This is a genomic window from Rhodopirellula sp. SH410, from assembly GCF_055811895.1.
The window spans coordinates 4,399,265-4,416,496 of record NZ_CM147949.1 but is presented as its reverse complement, the minus strand read 5'-3'; the positions used below and the strand labels follow the sequence as shown (position 1 = coordinate 4,416,496).

11 protein-coding genes are annotated in these 17,232 nt (G+C 59.2%); 9 read left to right on the top strand and 2 right to left on the bottom strand.

All coding sequences use genetic code 11. From position 1 onward, the window contains the following. Positions 1-473 precede the first annotated feature (473 nt). The 5 genes from SH410x_RS16055 (at position 474) to SH410x_RS16035 (ending at position 9,071) form a co-directional block, all read left to right on the top strand. Positions 474-1,214, top strand: a complete 741-nt coding sequence (locus SH410x_RS16055; protein WP_473668822.1) for a hypothetical protein — start codon at positions 474-476, stop codon at positions 1,212-1,214. A 338-nt stretch (positions 1,215-1,552) separates the two neighbouring features. Next, entirely contained in the window at positions 1,553-2,299 is a 747-nt protein-coding gene (locus tag SH410x_RS16050; protein ID WP_473668820.1) for a ParA family protein, read from the top strand. Continuing rightward, the gene (locus tag SH410x_RS16045; protein WP_473668818.1) at positions 2,292-3,386 is read left to right on the top strand and encodes a ParB/RepB/Spo0J family partition protein; all 1,095 of its coding nucleotides are present in this window, start codon (positions 2,292-2,294) and stop codon (positions 3,384-3,386) included. The genes SH410x_RS16050 and SH410x_RS16045 overlap by 8 nt, the downstream gene beginning before the upstream one ends. A 1,549-nt stretch (positions 3,387-4,935) precedes the next feature. Then, positions 4,936-5,502 (top strand): GNAT family N-acetyltransferase, encoded by a 567-nt coding sequence (locus SH410x_RS16040; RefSeq protein WP_473668816.1) that lies wholly within the window; start codon positions 4,936-4,938, stop codon positions 5,500-5,502. A 518-nt stretch (positions 5,503-6,020) separates the two neighbouring features. Next, positions 6,021-9,071 (top strand): hypothetical protein, encoded by a 3,051-nt coding sequence (locus SH410x_RS16035; RefSeq protein ID WP_473668814.1) that lies wholly within the window; start codon positions 6,021-6,023, stop codon positions 9,069-9,071. Positions 9,072-9,568: 497 nt separating this feature from the next. On the opposite strand, the gene SH410x_RS16030 is transcribed toward SH410x_RS16035, so the two are convergent. Beyond that, complete coding sequence (locus SH410x_RS16030) at positions 9,569-10,501, bottom strand: class I SAM-dependent methyltransferase (protein ID WP_473668812.1); 933 nt, start codon at positions 10,499-10,501, stop codon at positions 9,569-9,571. Positions 10,502-10,625: 124 nt separating this feature from the next. Here SH410x_RS16030 and gap point away from each other — a divergent pair, with 124 nt between their 5' ends. The 3 genes from gap (at position 10,626) to SH410x_RS16015 (ending at position 13,905) form a co-directional block, all read left to right on the top strand. Beyond that, positions 10,626-11,654, top strand: coding sequence for a type I glyceraldehyde-3-phosphate dehydrogenase (gene gap, locus SH410x_RS16025; protein WP_473668810.1), 1,029 nt, complete (start codon positions 10,626-10,628; stop codon positions 11,652-11,654). 227 nt (positions 11,655-11,881) lie between these two features. Beyond that, the gene (gene obgE, locus SH410x_RS16020) at positions 11,882-13,138 is read left to right on the top strand and encodes a GTPase ObgE (RefSeq protein ID WP_473668808.1); all 1,257 of its coding nucleotides are present in this window, start codon (positions 11,882-11,884) and stop codon (positions 13,136-13,138) included. Next, positions 13,135-13,905, top strand: a complete 771-nt coding sequence (locus SH410x_RS16015) for a type III pantothenate kinase (protein ID WP_473668806.1) — start codon at positions 13,135-13,137, stop codon at positions 13,903-13,905. Before obgE ends, SH410x_RS16015 begins: the two co-directional genes overlap by 4 nt. A 44-nt stretch (positions 13,906-13,949) precedes the next feature. Here SH410x_RS16015 and SH410x_RS16010 read toward each other — a convergent pair whose 3' ends face one another. After that, on the bottom strand, positions 13,950-14,495 hold the full coding sequence (locus tag SH410x_RS16010) for a DOMON domain-containing protein (protein WP_473677324.1): 546 nt from the start codon (positions 14,493-14,495) through the stop codon (positions 13,950-13,952). Between the two features lie 556 nt (positions 14,496-15,051). Between SH410x_RS16010 and SH410x_RS16005 the strand changes: the two genes are divergently transcribed. Then, positions 15,052-17,067: a hypothetical protein gene (locus tag SH410x_RS16005; protein WP_473668804.1), complete on the top strand. Its 2,016-nt coding sequence runs from the start codon at positions 15,052-15,054 to the stop codon at positions 17,065-17,067. The last annotated feature ends 165 nt before the right edge of the window (positions 17,068-17,232 follow it).

Sequence of the window (17,232 nt, the reverse complement as noted above, 5' to 3'; positions counted from 1 at the left end):
CAGAGCGTCGCTCTGTTTTTCCCGGCAGGCCCAGTCTAATTTCCCGGCAGGCCCGGTCTAATTCCCCGGCAGGCCCAGTCTGATTCCCCGGCAGGCCCAGTCTAACGCTGTCCATCCAATCCCACAAATGAATCATTGGATACTTCAGACATGCCCCCAAAACCTCCGGCGCACGCTTCCGTCGGATGATCCAAAAGCGGACGCGCCGAATCAGAAGTAGCTAGCGTCGTTAGGCGGTGGAGTCCGCGTTGTGGCGAACGCAGCGACTCGGGGGATTCACGCGCGGCCGCATCGCTACCCGTTGTTGGGACTTTTGCGAATACTCGGGTTCTTCCGCACAATCGAAAATCTGAGGATTTTGGCTAACGAAAGCGCCGATACGTGAGATAGAAGCACACGCATGAAGCGATCCATGTGCGTTTCAAGGACGAAGCTGGTCTTCTTTTCACCATCCAGCTTGAGAGTCCCCTGCTGTGCGAAGTCTTACCATCGGTGCTGTGATCGTTTGCGGTGGCACCATTGCCGCGCTGCCCTTTCGCCGTGCGTCGGTCGATCCGGCCCCCAGCAGCAGCGTGCGGAGCGTTGTGTCCGATTTTGAATCGGAGCTCGCCATCACAAGTGATACGGTGACCTACGATCCGGGTGGTGATCCATCCTACGACCCTTGGTACGTTGATCCGCAATCCAGTGGTGCGGCCGCGATGCGGCAGCAGACCAGTACGGCGATGTCGCTGGTGTCTCAGTCCCAATCGGCGGAATCCATGCGGGGCATCCCTTCGGACGCGCAGGCAAGGCCTCGGCGTGATTTGCGACTGCCCCTCACCTACGATGATCTCGCTGTGCCATTGACGACGACACACTTCAATGATGGCCGCTTTGATGCACTGGCGAACCGCCAATCGGCTCCTCAGCCTGCTCCCAAAGCAAATCGGTTTGTTTCTGGCCGCCAGTACCAGCCCATGCAAACGTCGGCCGCAGGTCAGTCCCGGGCCGCTGCAAAAATTCCGCCGTGGGAAATGGCGAGTGATCTTCCGCAGTCCATCCTGCAGGAACCAACAGTACCGACGACGTCGAGCGAATCGGTGCAAAATCCCGCGTCACAACCGAGCGCCGTCGTCGGACGCTTGGCAAGCGATTCCCGCCCCCGCGAGAATGAAGTTGTTGGCGACCAGGCACCTGCGCGCCAGCGGCACTGGATTCGTCAGCCCGACTGATGTTGTCGGTGCTGCTGTCGCCAGATGAAGGGCCTGCTCTCTGGCGAAGGTAGTTGCGGGGTGCTTGATCGCTGTGGCGGCTTTGGCGGCTAGTTAGCGTTGGTGGTCGCTGGGGGCGGCTTTGTGTTGGGGCGGGGAGTCCACGTTCTGGCGAACACAGCTAGGGGGCTGAGGGTGAATGGGGCTCTTGGTTCCATGTGAAACGTGCCTAGTCAAACTGTCCTCGTCTCGTCAAGGTCGGTTTCTTGTGAAACCGACCTTGTTCTTTTGGACGAGTTTCACCTAGAAACGAGTGGCTTAGTGAGTCGGACAGGACGCAATATTAGGAACTCCCCACGGTGGCTCGGATCTTCAGTGTCGTTAATCAGAAAGGCGGAGTCGGCAAGACGACGACGTCCGTAAATCTTTCTGCGGCATTGGCGCTGGCCGGCAACCGCACCTTGCTGATCGACATTGATCCGCAGTGCAATGCCACCGGTGCGGTTGGTAGTGAACCGGCCGCTCACCATGCTCTGCTCGGTGAATCGCCGCTGAGCGAATCGGTGATCCAAACGGAGACACCCGGGCTCAGCCTTCTGCCCGGCAGCCGTCGCTTTCAAGACGCCGACGTGATGGCTAATTCGAATGCCCACGCGACGGCGCAGTTGCGTGCTCATCTTGATAGTGTGATGGACGACTACGACTATATTCTAATCGACTGCCCGCCCAGCGCCGGCGCGATGACGGAGACCGCTCTGACGGCGAGCACGGAGGTGATGATTCCGATTCAGTGCGAGTACTTTGCAATGGTCGGTGTGGCTCAGCTGATCGGGACCATTAAGAAGGTCATCGGGGCTACCGACGGCCGACTGACGTTCGGCGGAATCTTGCTGACGATGTACGACGAGTCACTCGAACTGACTCGTGAGATCGACGAAGACGTGCGTGACTTCTTCGGCGATATTGTTTTCGAAAATGTCGTGCCGCGGGACGTCGCTCTTTGCGAAGCCCCCAGTCACGGCCAGACTGTTTTTCAATACGCGCCGCGCAGCCGCGGTGCGTTCGCTTATACTCAACTTTGCATGGAGGTGCTGCAGCGTGACTAGTGCAACGACCCAAGGATCCTCGTCCGGGAATTCATCCAACTCTTCGAATCGTGGTGGTGGTGCCGCGCAACGTTCCGGTGGTGGGAAAGACCGGCGTCTCGGCAAGGGACTGGCTGCACTGCTCGGATCGTCGATGGACGACGACGGCATGCCCGTGGAAGAACCCAGCTCATTTGCTCCTGAGGGCAAGAGTGCCAGTGCCGCTACTCAAACGCCTGTCGCGAGCGAGCAGGGGAGTGCATCCTCAGTGCGAACTCTCGAACTGTCGATTGACGAGATCGGCGCCAACCCATTTCAGCCACGTCGCGAGTTTAACCCCGACGAGATCGCGTCGCTCGCCGAGAGCATCAAGAACCACCAGCAGCTCCAGCCGGTGCTCGTGCGCGTCGTCGACGGCAAGTACCAACTGATCAGTGGTGAACGTCGTCTTCGTGCGACCATCCATGCAGGTCTGAAAACCATTCGCGCCGAAGTTCGCGAAGCTGATGACCGGTTGGTCGCCGAACTGGCGATCATCGAGAATTTGCAGCGCAAGGATCTCAACCCCATTGAAAAGGCGATGTCGTTCAAACGCTACATCGATGAACATCAATGTAAGCAAGACGATCTCGCCCGACGCTTGAGCATCGACCGAAGTACGATCGCGAACCTGATGCGATTGCTGGAACTGCCTGCGGCGATTCTCGAGATGATTACCTCCGGTGAGCTCACCGTCGGACACGCTCGTGCACTGCTGCCGATCGGTGAAGAAGATGTCCAGCTCCAAATGGCGGGCAAAATCTTGGCTGAGAACTGGAACGTACGCGTGACTGAAACCGCTGTCGGGGAAATGCTGCGAAACGAGGAAGATGCAGATACTGGTGTTAAGGTCACCAATAAGTCGCGTCAGAAACGCAAGCCGATCCCGCCACACATCGAGGCGATGCAGCAAGAGATGCGGATGGTGTTCGGCACCAAAGTCGAGATCAAGGCATCGGCGCGTAGCCGCGGCAAGATCACGATCCACTTCACCGACGCAGAAGAATTTGAACGCCTCCGTGATCTGCTCGGATCCGCTGCTCGCCCGCAGCTTAAGGTCGCCGGCTAAACACGGGCGGTGCGATATCTCTGCGTCGTTTTCTAGCTGGAAGACGCGGCGCGATCAAAACCCCAGACAACGCTCTGTCCGTTGTCTGTTCATCTCAGGGCACGTCGATGGTAGCAAGATGAATTGCTCTTGGCGTGCTTGGGCCCCAGCGGGGCAGCCCGATCTGCTGTCTCGCAAAATGCTGTTTCGCCGTGGCTCTGCTCGGATTGAAGTGGCGGCCCTCCAGTGGCGGGATATTCAAGGTAGGAGTTCCTGCGCCGAGTGAGCGAATTTGGACACCCCGGCGTGCGTCGAGTCACCCTGGGCTGACCGCACTACGGGCGTGGTATGGACGGGTGATCCCTTGCCAAGTTGCGTCCCCGTAGAGATCTCGCCCGATATTTCTGGTGCGTCAATGGTGCGACGTTCCAGGGTGGATGTCAGGGCTACTGGGCGCAGGAGAAGACGCCTTTGAAAGTCCACCGGGTTGGACCGGTCTGGGGAATCGGCTGCATGCCACCTAGTTGCCGCGGACCCGAGGGGCGTGTTGATTGGAGGAGTCGACTCGCGTGAACGCGTGTGGGGGTGGCATGACCGGATGCCTGAGGGCATCCGGATCACGATTGCCGGTCGAGGTTTTTCTGGATCCATCGCCAGCGACGCGGGTGACGTCGGTTTCTGTTTACGCAGGTTTTGTTCCAGGAACTTGCTGCTGACTTTAGCCCGGAGGGCGGCATATGAATGGCCGGTGGCGTGAGCCACCGGACTGAAACTGAACTTACGCTGCTAGCCCGGAGGGCGACACAATGACACATGCAGGCCAGTTGTGTCGCCCTCTGGGCTAGCTGACTATGAGGCCTCTGGCACCGGTGGCTTACGCCACCGGCAGGTGATGTGCCGCCCTCCGGGCTGAAAAAGCGGAACAAAACCCTTGCCCGTTTCGCTGCCGTCAACCCCAAAGTTTTAACAGCCCAGCGTTAGCCCCGGTTAGAAGCGAGAGCCGTGGCGAACGCCAACACGGCCAGTAGACCGAAAGACATTCCCGGACCTGCATGTTTTCGGCTTCAGCCGTTCTTCGCTAGGCATGGTCACCGGCAGGACGAGCAGTATGAAATGATAGCGCCGTTGGATCACGTCCGTCCACGCCCGTTCTTTCTCGCGGCGCTGCGCCGGCGAATTCGCTCGGTAGCTCGTCGCCAGCCGAATGTCGCACGACACCGCAGGGTGGTAGATGGCGGGATGGATCGCGTTGGATTGATGGGATCGCGGGCGCCGAATGCAAGCCGTGAGCATGCCTCTTTTCGGGCGTCGTCCATCGCGACGCGAGCTTCTCATTGACCGACGGTCGCTTTGGACGTGGACGAAAGATCTCGTCTGGCAGCGATGATCGGCGGGGTTTCACGCTGTTTCACGGGGTGGGCGGCTCGATGTGAGCAATGACTCGCTCGCCACTTGGTGGGGGGCACGGAAGTGCAGAGGAGACGTCGGCGCACCCCCGTATCCAAACAGCGGACCGGCTGTGAGAATTTCGAGTCTTCCATTTTGTCGCACGTCAGAGAGGGCCAGACCATTGAGCAGCAACCGTTCGCAAATCCAGATTTCGACCGTCGATCCTGACCTGGATTCGGCAGCGATCGCGCGGATCTATCGACACTACGTCATCAACACATTCGCGACCTTCGAAGAGGTGCCGCCGAGTTGTTCGGAGATGCGGCAGCGAATCAATCTGTGTCTCGATGATGACTACCCGTTTCTCGTTGCCAAGCTGGAAGGGGTCTGTGTCGGCTACGCCAGCACCAAGTTGTTTTACGGCCGGACGGCTTTCCATCCGAGTGCTGAGAACAGCATCTTCCTCGATCCAGATTTTTGCGGTCGCGGTGTTGGCAAGCAATTGCTGATGCGATTGATCGATGATTGCAAACAGAAGGGGATTCTCAATCTGGTCGCGTTCATTGGCGGCGGGGCGCTGAATCAGGGCTCGACCCGATTGCATGAGAGTTGTGGATTCGAACTCGTCGGGAACATTCGCAATGTCGGTCGCAAGATTGGGCGACTGCACGACATGTCCATCATGCAGCTCGTCCTGCCGAGCAGCGGGCGAACGGTGCAGCATGTGGAGGACACGCCCGGTTCCTAATCGGGATCTTTATCTCAAATAACGCGGCCGGGCTCTCGCCGCCGCTCCCGGCTTCCCTTTCTGCGGCCTGTACGGGTTGTTGCGATCCTATTGATTCCCACGCTCTTAACCTCTGCATCACCGCGGCAATCCATTCTGATTTTCCGCGGCCCCGGTCGACGATAGCAAGGGTGACGACGAGTGAGAGTTTATGGGGCACGTCGTCATTCGGGCTTAGGTAATCTGGGGTGTTTACACCATCGATTGCTGGAGAGCCCGAAGGAGTTGTGAAGATGTGAATTGCGGGCAACGATTGCCGTTGCGTTTCACGTGTCACGTTCGCCCCGTGCACCTCCCCCGCACTGCAATGGATGCCTCGACCGGGCATTGGAACAATGGACAAGGACGTTAAACGAGCACTGCTTCTGTGGCCCATACTCGCATCGACCGCGCTGGTCGCGGCGACCACACTACCGATGTGTTGGGACTCACAGTTTTACTCGACTTCGTCACGTTCGTTGACACTGGGTACATCCACCATGGCACGTATCGTGTCGACGGCCCATCGTGTCTTCCGTTCCACCCCCGATGTCGGCGACGGCTCCCTGCAGATCGCAGCCATCGACAGCGAGGAACTGGCGAACAGTTCGATGTTTCGGTCGCTGCAAGACGTTGGTCCCGAGCATCGGCCGGACCGAGGTATGCGAGGGTTGGCGACGCCAGTGCGTTTCGCCGGTGCGTCGATGGATGCTTTGACAAGCAGCATCGATTTGGGAAATGGTCGTGACGAGAGCGGACGCTCGTCAGATGTAGCGGACCTGGGATCGAGCAACCAGGTGATCGCTCAGACGTTGTTGGCGCCGGTATTAGACCCGGTGGCGGAGCTCGCGGGATACTCGGGACAGGAGGCTCCTCCCACAGCCTGCCTCGACCTCCCCTCCATTCTTGCCCCTGGAATGGACGATCCCTACGCCGCCACCGGGAACTCTTCGCAGCGAGTTGTTGACTCGCGAGAGAGTCTTGACGACTGGCTGAATCGCTTGACCCCGATGGTCACTTGGGCAGCGACGGTCGCGTCGGACGCGCAATACACTGCGGCGGTGCACCGCGTCGAGAAAGAGTCTCCGCGCCCTGTCGAGTTTGTCGGTCCGACAATCGATCAAGCGACTCGCGATGCCGCCGACGCGCGTCGCTCCGAAGCGGTCTCGGCGTCGAGACCCGTGGTCCGAGAGGAACGCGCGTCTGCACTCACTGGAAAGTCAGTGACGTGGCCGCAGCCGATCCAACTCTATCAAGATCTCGCGGGCATCTCCACCGACGCACAGCAAGTGCGGGCTCAGCGCCGAATCAGCGGCGATAGCATGTTGGCGTCCGTCACGGCGCCTGCCGACAACCCTGCTGGGTCGCTGCGGTTGCATACCAACGAGCAGATCATGCAGGAGCTCTTCGACCGCGCGGACCGTCTTGATCGTGACGATGTGCCTGCGCCGGTGGAGGAACGTCAAGCAACGACGCTGGCCATGGGCGAGTGGGCGGAGCAAGTCGAACGGTCGCTCGACGAACTGCACCGGTTGCCGCGAATCGGCGACGAACGCAGTGGAGACCAAATCCGCGAGCTCGCGGCATTGTCCGATACAGGGTTGCAGTTAGCCGAACGAGTGCCGGCACGCGACCAACAAGTTCGATGGTTGAGAGCGTCCCACGCGCTCTCCCGTCGGGCTGCCGTTTGGGGACCGATTTGGCAATTGGCTCGTATGTCAGGTGAAGAAAATAATTCACCCACCAGCCAATCTGCAACATCGGTCCCCGACGCTGAACGGGCGACCGAGAGTACAGGGTATTCTCTCGCACGTTTTCAAAATGAACGCTCCGATTTGAACGCTCGCAGTGATGGCGAGGAAATGTCTTTGCGGGTCGCCGCCGTTCGTGAGCAGTTGCAGGCAACCGGCGACGAATCGGGATGGGCCGCCTTCTTGCTGCTCGACCAAATCGATGCCGTCGCTCGGAGTGGGGACGCGGGCGAACGCGCCCTCCTGGCCCAGCGGTTCCTGTCGCGGCTCGATCACTTTTCGTTGCAGAGCGAACATCGCAAGTGGTTGCAGCACGATGCGATTCGATCGCTCGCCGCATCACTGCAATCCTGGACATCGCAGCCGATCGATTACGCCCGACTGCTCAGCGATCTCGAACGGGGAGAGACCGACTCGATCGACTTGGCTGCGATCAAGGTCAGTGAAGCCTTTCAAACGCTGCGGTTTTCCGAGAGCCTGGAGGCCGCTCGCGTCGCCAAAGCGATCGACGTGACGTATCGCAATGCGAATGTGCGGACCGCGATCTCCGCCCAATTGCTCAATCGATTCCTGCCGGCGGTACCAACACGTACCGAGCCGATCCAGGCAACGATACTCGGCAACGCCGTGCGTGGTGTGAGCACCGTGAAATCGGATCTCAATCTGCAACTGCAGCCGTCACCCGATTCATGGCAACTCACCCTGGGCACCAATGGAGATGTTCAGACACGCAGTCACGGCGGACAATCGGGCGTGACCGTATTGAGCAGCGGGCACAATAATTTTGACGCTCGGACACCGCTGATTATCCGCCCCAATGGCTACCAAATTGGTCAAACCCAGGTCAGCGTGACCGGCGACCAGCGATTGCGAGGCATTCGGAGTTCCTATGCAGGCTGGCCATTGATCGGCTCGTTGGTTCACGGCATCGCTGAGAGTCGTTACGAAGAGGCCCTCCCAGTTGCCAAACGAATCAGCAGCGATCGGATCCGCAGCGAAGTTTCCACGGAGCTGCAGACTCAGCTCGCTGAAAAGACGCTCGCTGCCGAAATGCAGCTCGGCGACATGGTGCTGGGCCCGCTCGGTCGTCTCGACCTCGATCCCAAAGTCATCGATTTGGAAACGACACCGCAGCGGCTCGTTGCCCGCTACCGTTTGGCCGGCGATTGGCAGCTCGCATCTCACACGCCTCGCCCGCGTGCGTGGAGCGACAGCTGGATGAGTGCGCAGATCCACCAATCGGCGCTAAACAACACCTTGGAACGTCTGCTCCCCACTGGGCACGCGAAATCGATCCAGCAGTTTTACGACGACACGATGGAACTGTTCGGGCAGGATGCCAAGCCGTTGCCCGATGATGTCCCGGGCGATGCGATGATCGAATTTGCATCGACGCGGCCGATTACTATCGAAATTGTCGACGGTAAAGTATGGATCACTTTGCGCGTCGTGCGGCTGTCCGAGCCAGAGGGCGCGGCGCTGACGCGGTTCATCGTGCGGGCGGGATACGCGCCAAAAGTCGACGGCCTCGATGCGCATCTCGTGCGTGACGGGCACCTGAGTATCCGCGGCCCCGGAATGACGATGGGCCAGCGGATTGCAGTTCGTGCGTTGTTTAACAAGATTTTGTCGGAACAACGCCACATCCCGCTGACCGGACCACGAATCATCGGACATCCTGCCATGGAAGGACTCGCCATCAGTCAACTCGAACTGCGTGACGGTTGGCTGGCCCTGGCGATTAGCCCCGAGACCTCACCGCGAGTCGCTGCTGTCGATGCAACGGAGGTCAATCGATGATGCTGGATTGTCGACCGACGGCTCCGCCGGCCAGGAGGCTAAGCCGATGTGCGCGTCGCACGAGACATCCTCTCGAAAAGAGTGAACCAATCCCATTGCAAAACGTTTCCTCCCGCCAGGCAAACTGGCGGGGGAGTGACAGGTTTCGATGTGTGGAAATTTGTAGAACAAAACATCTTTTGTCCAGATTGCCCCGACATGCAATGCGGGGGTAAGTTGTTCAGCGCCCCGTCGATCCGGTTCCTATCGGTAACCGTCGCCCGGATGTTCGGTTCGATACATTGAGGGAGCAAACCGGCGGGGGTGGCTCGGTGCCGTTCTACGCTCAGGAAATGGCCGGTGGGAACCGGCCCTACGGTTTGCTTTCCGGAAATGGCCGGTGGGAACGGGCCCTACGGTTTGCTTTCCAGCGAAAACAAGCCAACTCGAAGGGACAGCGTGTCGATTGCGTCGATGCGTTGGCGATTGCAAGACACTGCTTATTTCACGACCACCAGTTATTCCACGACCACTAGAAATCCGCCCGCGATGGATCTCTCCCTGTCCCCCAGCAGCCTGGAGCCATCGAGGGACAATCGCTCCCAACGCTGTACTTGCCAGCCCGAGGCTGCGAAGTCGGCGCGTAGCTCTCGGCGGGAGAACTGATGTAAGAACATGTCTGGCAGTGCTCGGTAGGCGTACACGGCATCACCGAATTCCCAATTGCGCTGGAACAGACCTCGTGCTGCCGAACGGGCGAGTTGCCGCAGGCCGGGCAGGTTGGTGATCGCGGCGTAGCGATGATGCACGTGGAGATAAAATGGGTTGCCGGGGCGAACGATGCGGCGCACATGGGAGAGGAAACGCCGCCGGTTGTCGCGACCTTGGATCATGCCGAGCGTGCTGAACAGGCACACGGCGCCGTCTGCGATGTTCTCAGCCAAGCTGTCGAGTTCCACGAGATTGGCTTGAAGCGGGATCACCGACGCCAGGTTCCGCTTGCGGACCTCGCGTAGCATGGGCAGCGAGAGGTCGATCGCCAGCACGTCATAACCGCTCGTGGAGAGTAATTCGGAGGCTCGCCCGGTACCACAGCCTAGATCGAGCACCCATTTTTCCGACTGCACATTTTTTTTCTCGGCCGCATTCTCTGCGCTCGAGCGCCCCTCGTCTGCGCCGCGATGCGGTAAAGGTGGGGGGATGTCTGCCGCCATCTCGGAGCCACAGACGGCCGGGAAAATCTCTGCGAGCAATTCGAGATCGACGCGGCAAAGCGGCGTGCCGGCCACAAATTCGTTGTAGCGGGAGGCGATCGTCCCTTCGTGGGTATATCGCCACGTCCCAGCGGACACCCCCGCCGGACGGCGCCACGCGGTTTGGTCCGCCGCGGCGGGGCGTTTGGGGATCCCCGGCGATGTGGATTCTCGCGAGCTGGGAGTCGATTCAGGCATGGAATTGGCAGCGGTTAGCGGTTGGAGCGACGATGCGGGGGCTGTTTCAATTGTTGCGAAGGTTCCTATAATCCGCGCAACAACAGTGGTAACTGAACTTCACCAACAAGGGAATCTGAGCAAAGTGGCTATTCGAGTAGCAATCAACGGCTTCGGCCGCATCGGACGTTTGACCTTCCGCAACCTGATGGAACGCAAGGACGAATTTGAAGTCGTCGCCATCAACGATTTGACCGACAACCGCACCTTGGCGATGCTGCTGAAGTACGACAGCGTTCACGGTCGCTATCCTGGCGAAGTAAGTTACGACGATTCGTCGCTGACGGTCGAAGGCCAAAAGATCGCGGCCTTGGCAGAGCGAGATCCTCGCAAGTTGCCTTGGAAGGATCTTAAAATCGATATCGTGATCGAATCGACAGGCTTCTTCACCGGACGTGCGTCTGGCGATAAGCCGGGCTATGACAGCCACATCGAAGCCGGTGCGAAGAAAGTCGTGTTGAGCGCGCCTGCCAAAGACGGTGCTGACCTGACGTGCGTGTTGGGCGTCAACGACGACAAGCTGACCGCTGATTTGCAGTGCATCTCCAACGCGTCATGCACCACCAACTGCTTGGCACCCGTTGCCAAGGTGCTCCATGAAACGTTTGGTATCGAGCAGGGTCTGATGACGACCGTGCACGCATACACGAACGATCAAAACGTTCAAGACCAACCGCACAGCGACTTGTATCGTGCCCGTGCGGCCGCTCTGAACATTATCCCAACGAGCACCGGTGCAGCCAAAGCGGTCGGTTTGGTGATTCCAGAACTGCAAGGCAAGTTGACCGGCATCGCGATGCGGGTTCCTGTGCCAACAGGCAGCGTGGTCGACTTGACCTGCAACCTGGCCAAGGAAGCTAGCAAGGAATCGATCAACGAAGCGATGAAGAAGGCTGCCGAAGGGCCACTCAAGGGCATCCTCTTCTACGCCACCGACCCGATCGTCAGCAGTGACATCGTGCACGATTCTCACAGCAGTATCTTCGCTTCGGACTTCACCCAAGTCCTCGGAGACAACGGCAAGTTCGTCAAGGTTGTGTCGTGGTACGACAACGAGTGGGGCTACTCCTGCCGCACCGCAGACCTGTGCAGCCGTTTGGCCAAGTTCCTCTAGGAACAAGCTGCGAACGCAGGAATATCGTCGCTTGAGACCCTGGTCCCGAGCGATCTGATACGCGTCAGAGGGGACAATGGTCCCATCCTACACCTCGACGCCATTTCCATTACCATGAAGGCGTGATGAACCGTCATCACGCCTTTTTTTTGTTTCTCTCCACCGCCCACAGTCGCCAGCCGAAAAAGCTAGCAGCTAGAAGCGAACAAGCTAGTAGCTCTCTCAGAATGTTCATTGATCGCGTCGAAGTTGAATTCACTGCTGGCCGGGGCGGCGACGGTTGCACGAGCTTCCGGCGTGAGAAATTTGTCCCACGCGGCGGCCCCGATGGCGGTGACGGCGGCAAGGGCGGCAGTATTATCTTCGAAGCCCGTGTGGGGGTGAACTCGCTCGCAGCATTTGCCAACCGCCGATTTTTTCGCGCTGATAAGGGGCGGCATGGCGAAGGCTCACTGCGGCACGGTCGTAAAGGCCGTGAGATGCGATTGTACGTCCCCTGTGGGACGAGCGTGATCGACATCGCCGATGGCTTCGTGATCAAAGACCTGACGACGCCAGGCGAAACGTTTGTACTGTGTCGTGGCGGACGCGGTGGCCATGGGAACGCGCGTTTCAAGACGTCGACGAACCAAGTTCCACGGGCGCACACACCTGGCGAGCCCGGTGAAGAACGCCACGTGGTATTGGAGCTGAAGTCCATCGCGGACGTGGGGTTGATCGGTAAACCCAATGCCGGCAAGAGCACGCTGCTGTCACGCATTTCCAGTGCCCGACCGGAGATCGCCGATTATCCGTTCACGACTAAGTTTCCCAACCTCGGCATTGTGGACGTTGATGAAGAACGATCGTTCGTGACCGCCGATATCCCCGGTCTGATCGAGGGTGCCAGCGAAGGTGTTGGACTTGGCCACGAATTTTTGCGGCACGTCGAGCGCGCCGGTTTACTCGTGCACCTCGTCGAACCCACGCCTGTCGACGGAAGTGATCCCATTGAAAACTATGCAGCAATCCGCGAAGAGCTGCGTCAATACGATGTGGGGTTGGCCGATCGTGACGAAATGGTCGTGCTGACGAAAAGCGAACTCGATATCGATGGCGAGGTGTTCTCGCAAATGCAGCAATACTTCGCGGAACACCCGGTTGAGCATACTCGCGAGTTGTTCGGCATCAGTGCGGCCGCAGAAATTGGATTGCGAGAACTTGTCGAAGCCATCATGGACCGCGTTGCTGCCCGACGCCAGCAGATGTTAGAAGCGGGCGAGGAATTGAACCCGATTCGCGAAGTCGATGTGCCGGTCCATAGCAAGCGAAAACGACGGGTGTCACCTCACAAACTAGGGCCCACTGCGTCACTTTCAAATGATCACCAAGCACGTGATATCCCGGAAATGTGGGGCAAGCAATCGCCGATGGGGCGGACGCTCGCGACTCCGGATAGCGGCGCCCAAGCCAGTGACCATGCCAAGCCGGACGAGCAAGCGTGATCATCGGGATCGATGTTGGTAATACGGCGATCAAAGTTGCCTTCGCCGAGGAAACGGACACGATCGTCAAGCGAGTCTCCGATCCACAGGCGATGGAATCACTATCGCAAACGTTGTCTGAACGCTCGCGCAGCGAACCGGCGGACGTGCGCATCGCCAATGTCAATCGTGCAAAAACGACTGAGCTCATTTCGCTCACTCGTTCGCTCACTGGTGATCATGTCCACTTCCGTCAAATCACCTTTGACGATTTGCCGATTGCAATCGCGACCGAGTCTCCCGAGCGGGTGGGCATCGATCGACTCGTCGGCGCCGTCGGCGCATCCAAGAGCTATAACCGGCCGCTCGTGGTGGTCGATGCCGGTACCACCGTGACGGTTGATTTAGTGGATGCCGAGGGTGTCTATCGGGGCGGTGCGATCATCCCAGGCCTGGAGATGCAAACACGAGCCCTCGCCTCGGGCACGGATGCGTTACCACAGATTGATTGGCAGGCGTCCTGCGAATCGAGCACCCTCTCGTCGTCGCATCGCGTGCCTGCACAGGACACGATCGCAGCCATTCGATTGGGGATTTTATCGAGCGTCGTTGGCGGTATCGAACGGCTCGTGCGGCTCTATGGCAGCCCGCACTGCGTGGTCGTCACCGGTGGTGATTGTGACTGCATTGCCTCGGCGCTGCAGAGTTCATCGCATCACGAGTTCGAAACCCATTTGCACCCGCATTTGGTTTGTCGCACGCTGGCCGGGTTGGACCTGCAGCGATAGCGACGGTTGGGTACCGCGTGGGGCGTCGGCCCCGGAAAACGGAACTAGCCCTTGATCAATGCGACTTCGCCCCACAGCGAAGGATCCTCGGTGATCGGGAATTGTTCGCTCAGGGTTAACGATTGGTTCCCCAGTTCGCGGTCGGCGACCATATAGAAGAATCCCATTCGCGGTTGATCAATGGGGTCGTAACCGGTCATTGCATCGGCGGGGATCCAGCCTGACATTTCGTAGCCATCGTGCTTGGGTGCGGCATGAATTTTCAGGGCTTGACTGCCAATGGGCTTCGGGTTGCCACGGGCTCGGTTGATTGGCACGAGCTGGGCAACGGGGCGTTCCCGTTGGGGGCCGCCACCAGCGGGAAGCCACAGGAAGCGATGGCAGTGCTGCGTGGCGCGGTGGATATTCGGGCTGTTTCGCGTGTCCATCCAAAGATGCAGTCCGTCACTCTCGTCCAGACGGGTGTCGCGGCACCATGGCATGGCTCGCTTGCCCGCGACTTTGACCGTAAATCCAATGCCCTCGATTGACCAGGCCACGCGCAGGTCGGCAAAGATGGGGCCGCCCGACAGGGCGGCGAAGGAGGGCATGCGACATGATTCAGGCAGCTTCAGCCCGCGTGCGGTCCATTCCATCTTCTGACGCAGCAAACGTACCTCAAATCGAAACAGAATGGTTGAGTCAACGAGCTGTTTGGAATCAGGGGGCATGAGCAATCAATCGGGATTGGGGAGAAAGGGGAGGCATTCGATCAGTGTGGGGCGAGAAGATCGAACGATCAAGGCGGCGATTTCGCGATCATTCCCCTGCAATCGATACAAACGGGGAGTTTTCGCCTAAAGGCCCAGTTTCGCTTATCGAATCTTATCGCCTAGTCGGTGAGGTCGTCGATAACGTGCTATGCCGCGATTGATGCAGGTCGGCACACGGGCGATAAGACCGGTTTCTTATCTACTATCCGGATCGCACATTCATCCGTGTCGGCCTACATCGATCGAATCCCACCTCAACTTTCCCACCTCAAGCGGGCGTTGTTTATTGCTCGCTGACCTCTGAAACCTATCGCCGTTCATATTGTAAGCCGCCCCCGCACGGGAGGCTCACGCCAGCGAAGGATCGCAGGTTCAATTACATAGGATTATTCAAATGAAATCGCAATCATTCAAAACTATCAAAAACTTCGCATCTCGCTTTTGTGCCACCCGTCGTGGACGTCGTCGGCGGATGTTGCTCGCCGCATTCTTTACGGGTGGCTCGCTCATCGCCGCCGCAGCGCCGGCCGTGGCTGCCGATGGGCCCCCTGTCCATCTCGGTGGCATCTCAATTCTCGTCCACGAGTTCAGCCCCCAAGCCGCTGCGGCGGTAACCTCACCGGTTGATCACCTCGACCGTGTGACCGCGAATCCCATCCATCGCACGTCCAGTCAATTCAATCAGACTATCGCCGCAGCCGTCAGTGCCTCAGCAGCGAGGATCGGTATCCCGGTGGAGCAGTTTCTGGAACCGTTCGCGATGGTGGGACCCCTCGGGTCGCCCTCCCCGGAGTCGAGCCCATACTCATCGCGGCCGCTTGAGTCGGCACCGTTAGCAACGACATCGTTGGAGAGTTCTCCAGCCGCCGATACGGAAACGGAGTGGGACGCCGTAACACCATCTCAACAGCAGCAACAGCTCGATGAGATTGCGGCATTGAATTTCTGGTGGCTCAATGACGGTCCTGTCGTGTGGAGCGTCGACGCGATCGACAACAGCGAAGTTTCGTCGCCCGCTGCCGCCAGCGCCAACCAAGTTGTGGTCAATGATGTTATCTCATGCGTCGGGTCTGCTCCGGTTATCGCAACGATTCCAGATGCCTACTTCCCTTACGACATCGCCCAGCGAGACATTGAGCTGGACTATCTGTCGTTGACCACGGTCCAGCCGATCCGTCCGAAGAACTACGTATCGCTTTCGGAACCGTCAGGTGTTGAAGTCGCCAGTGAGGTCGCCGTCTCGGAACCGGCCATTCAGATGTCGCCGGACTGCTTGCTCGACGAGCTGATCCACGGCACTGCCGAACTTGTCGAGCAGAATCACCTCGGTGACCTGACGCTCGCGGCACTGGGCGAGTCCGTCGGCAGCTGGCTGGCAATGTCGACCGGCGGCACCACGGACATCGTCAACGATATTGCCGAAGAGACGCCAGCAGAAGCTTCGCCAGAACAGGTCGTCATCGACCCGGTCGATGCACCGGCTGTCGAAGAAATTGCCGTTGCTGAAGTGGTGACGATGGAGTTGGAAGACGAGCAGGTCCTCGCACCTGTCGCCGAGGATGCCGACGCCGACGTTGCACTCGAGCAGGTCGTTGCCGATGAGGCGACTGCTCCGGCCGTCGAGGAAGTCGCGGTCGCGGAAGTGTTGGCGATGGATGCCGATGGCGAGCAGGTCCTCGCACCTGTCGCCGAGGATGCCGCCGACGCGGTTGTGCTCGAGCAAGTCGTTGCCGATGAGGCGACTGCTCCGGCCGTCGAGGAAGTTGCTGTCGCGGAAGTGTTGGCGATGGATGCCGATGGCGAGCAGGTCCTCGCACCGGCCGTCGAGGATGCCGCCGACGCGGTTGTGCTCGAGCAGCTTGCCGCCGATGTGGTCGCCGCTCCGGCCGTCGAGGAAATCGCTGTCACGGATATCTTGACCATGGATATCGACGGCGAGCAGATTCCCGCACCTGTCGCTGACGAAGCTCCCGATGCGATTGCGACGCAACAGGTTGCCGCCAGTGAGACGCAAACGGACGTTAGCGAGGAAGTCGCGGTCGCTGAAATGGCAGCCGAGCAGGTTGAGTCCCCCGCCGCAGTGGAAATCGCGGTGTCAGAAATTGTGGCGATCGATGGCCATGATGCCGAGCAACTCGCACCGGTTGCCGATGAAAGTTCTGATGCTGCGATCGCAGAGCACCTCGTTGCCAACGAGGTGTCGGCCCCGGTGGAAACATCGACAGCCGCAGATGAGCTGACGTTGATCGCTCCGATTGAAGCGTTCTCGCTCTTGCAGGTGATCGACACGATCAGCCAATGGCAGGAGTATGCGATGGCGACGCTTCAGGCACCTCGCGACGCGAGCGAATTGCCGGCGACTGAGATTGCTGAGAAAACGGATTCGTCCGACGAAAACGTGCTTCGCTAATTCTGAGACCCTCTCGCTAAGGTCTGTCATTCGCCCCCCTCTCCCGCAATCCGCGGCAGAGGGGGTTTGGCGTTGGGGGAAACCGCATCGTCTCTCTCATATGGAGTGCCAGTCTCGCCTCTTACCGAATATCGTGGGCCCAACGAGTCAATCGAACGCGCGGTG

Excerpts from the sequence above, each read along its gene's own strand:
- SH410x_RS16005 (WP_473668804.1), top strand. The coding sequence starts at position 15,052 with ATGAAATCGCAATCATTCAAAACTATCAAAAACTTCGCATCTCGCTTT.
- SH410x_RS16030 (WP_473668812.1), bottom strand. The coding sequence starts at position 10,501 with ATGCCTGAATCGACTCCCAGCTCGCGAGAATCCACATCGCCGGGGATC.
- SH410x_RS16010 (WP_473677324.1), bottom strand. The coding sequence starts at position 14,495 with ATGCCCTCCTTCGCCGCCCTGTCGGGCGGCCCCATCTTTGCCGACCTG.
- obgE (WP_473668808.1), top strand. The coding sequence starts at position 11,882 with ATGTTCATTGATCGCGTCGAAGTTGAATTCACTGCTGGCCGGGGCGGC.
- SH410x_RS16035 (WP_473668814.1), top strand. The coding sequence starts at position 6,021 with ATGGCACGTATCGTGTCGACGGCCCATCGTGTCTTCCGTTCCACCCCC.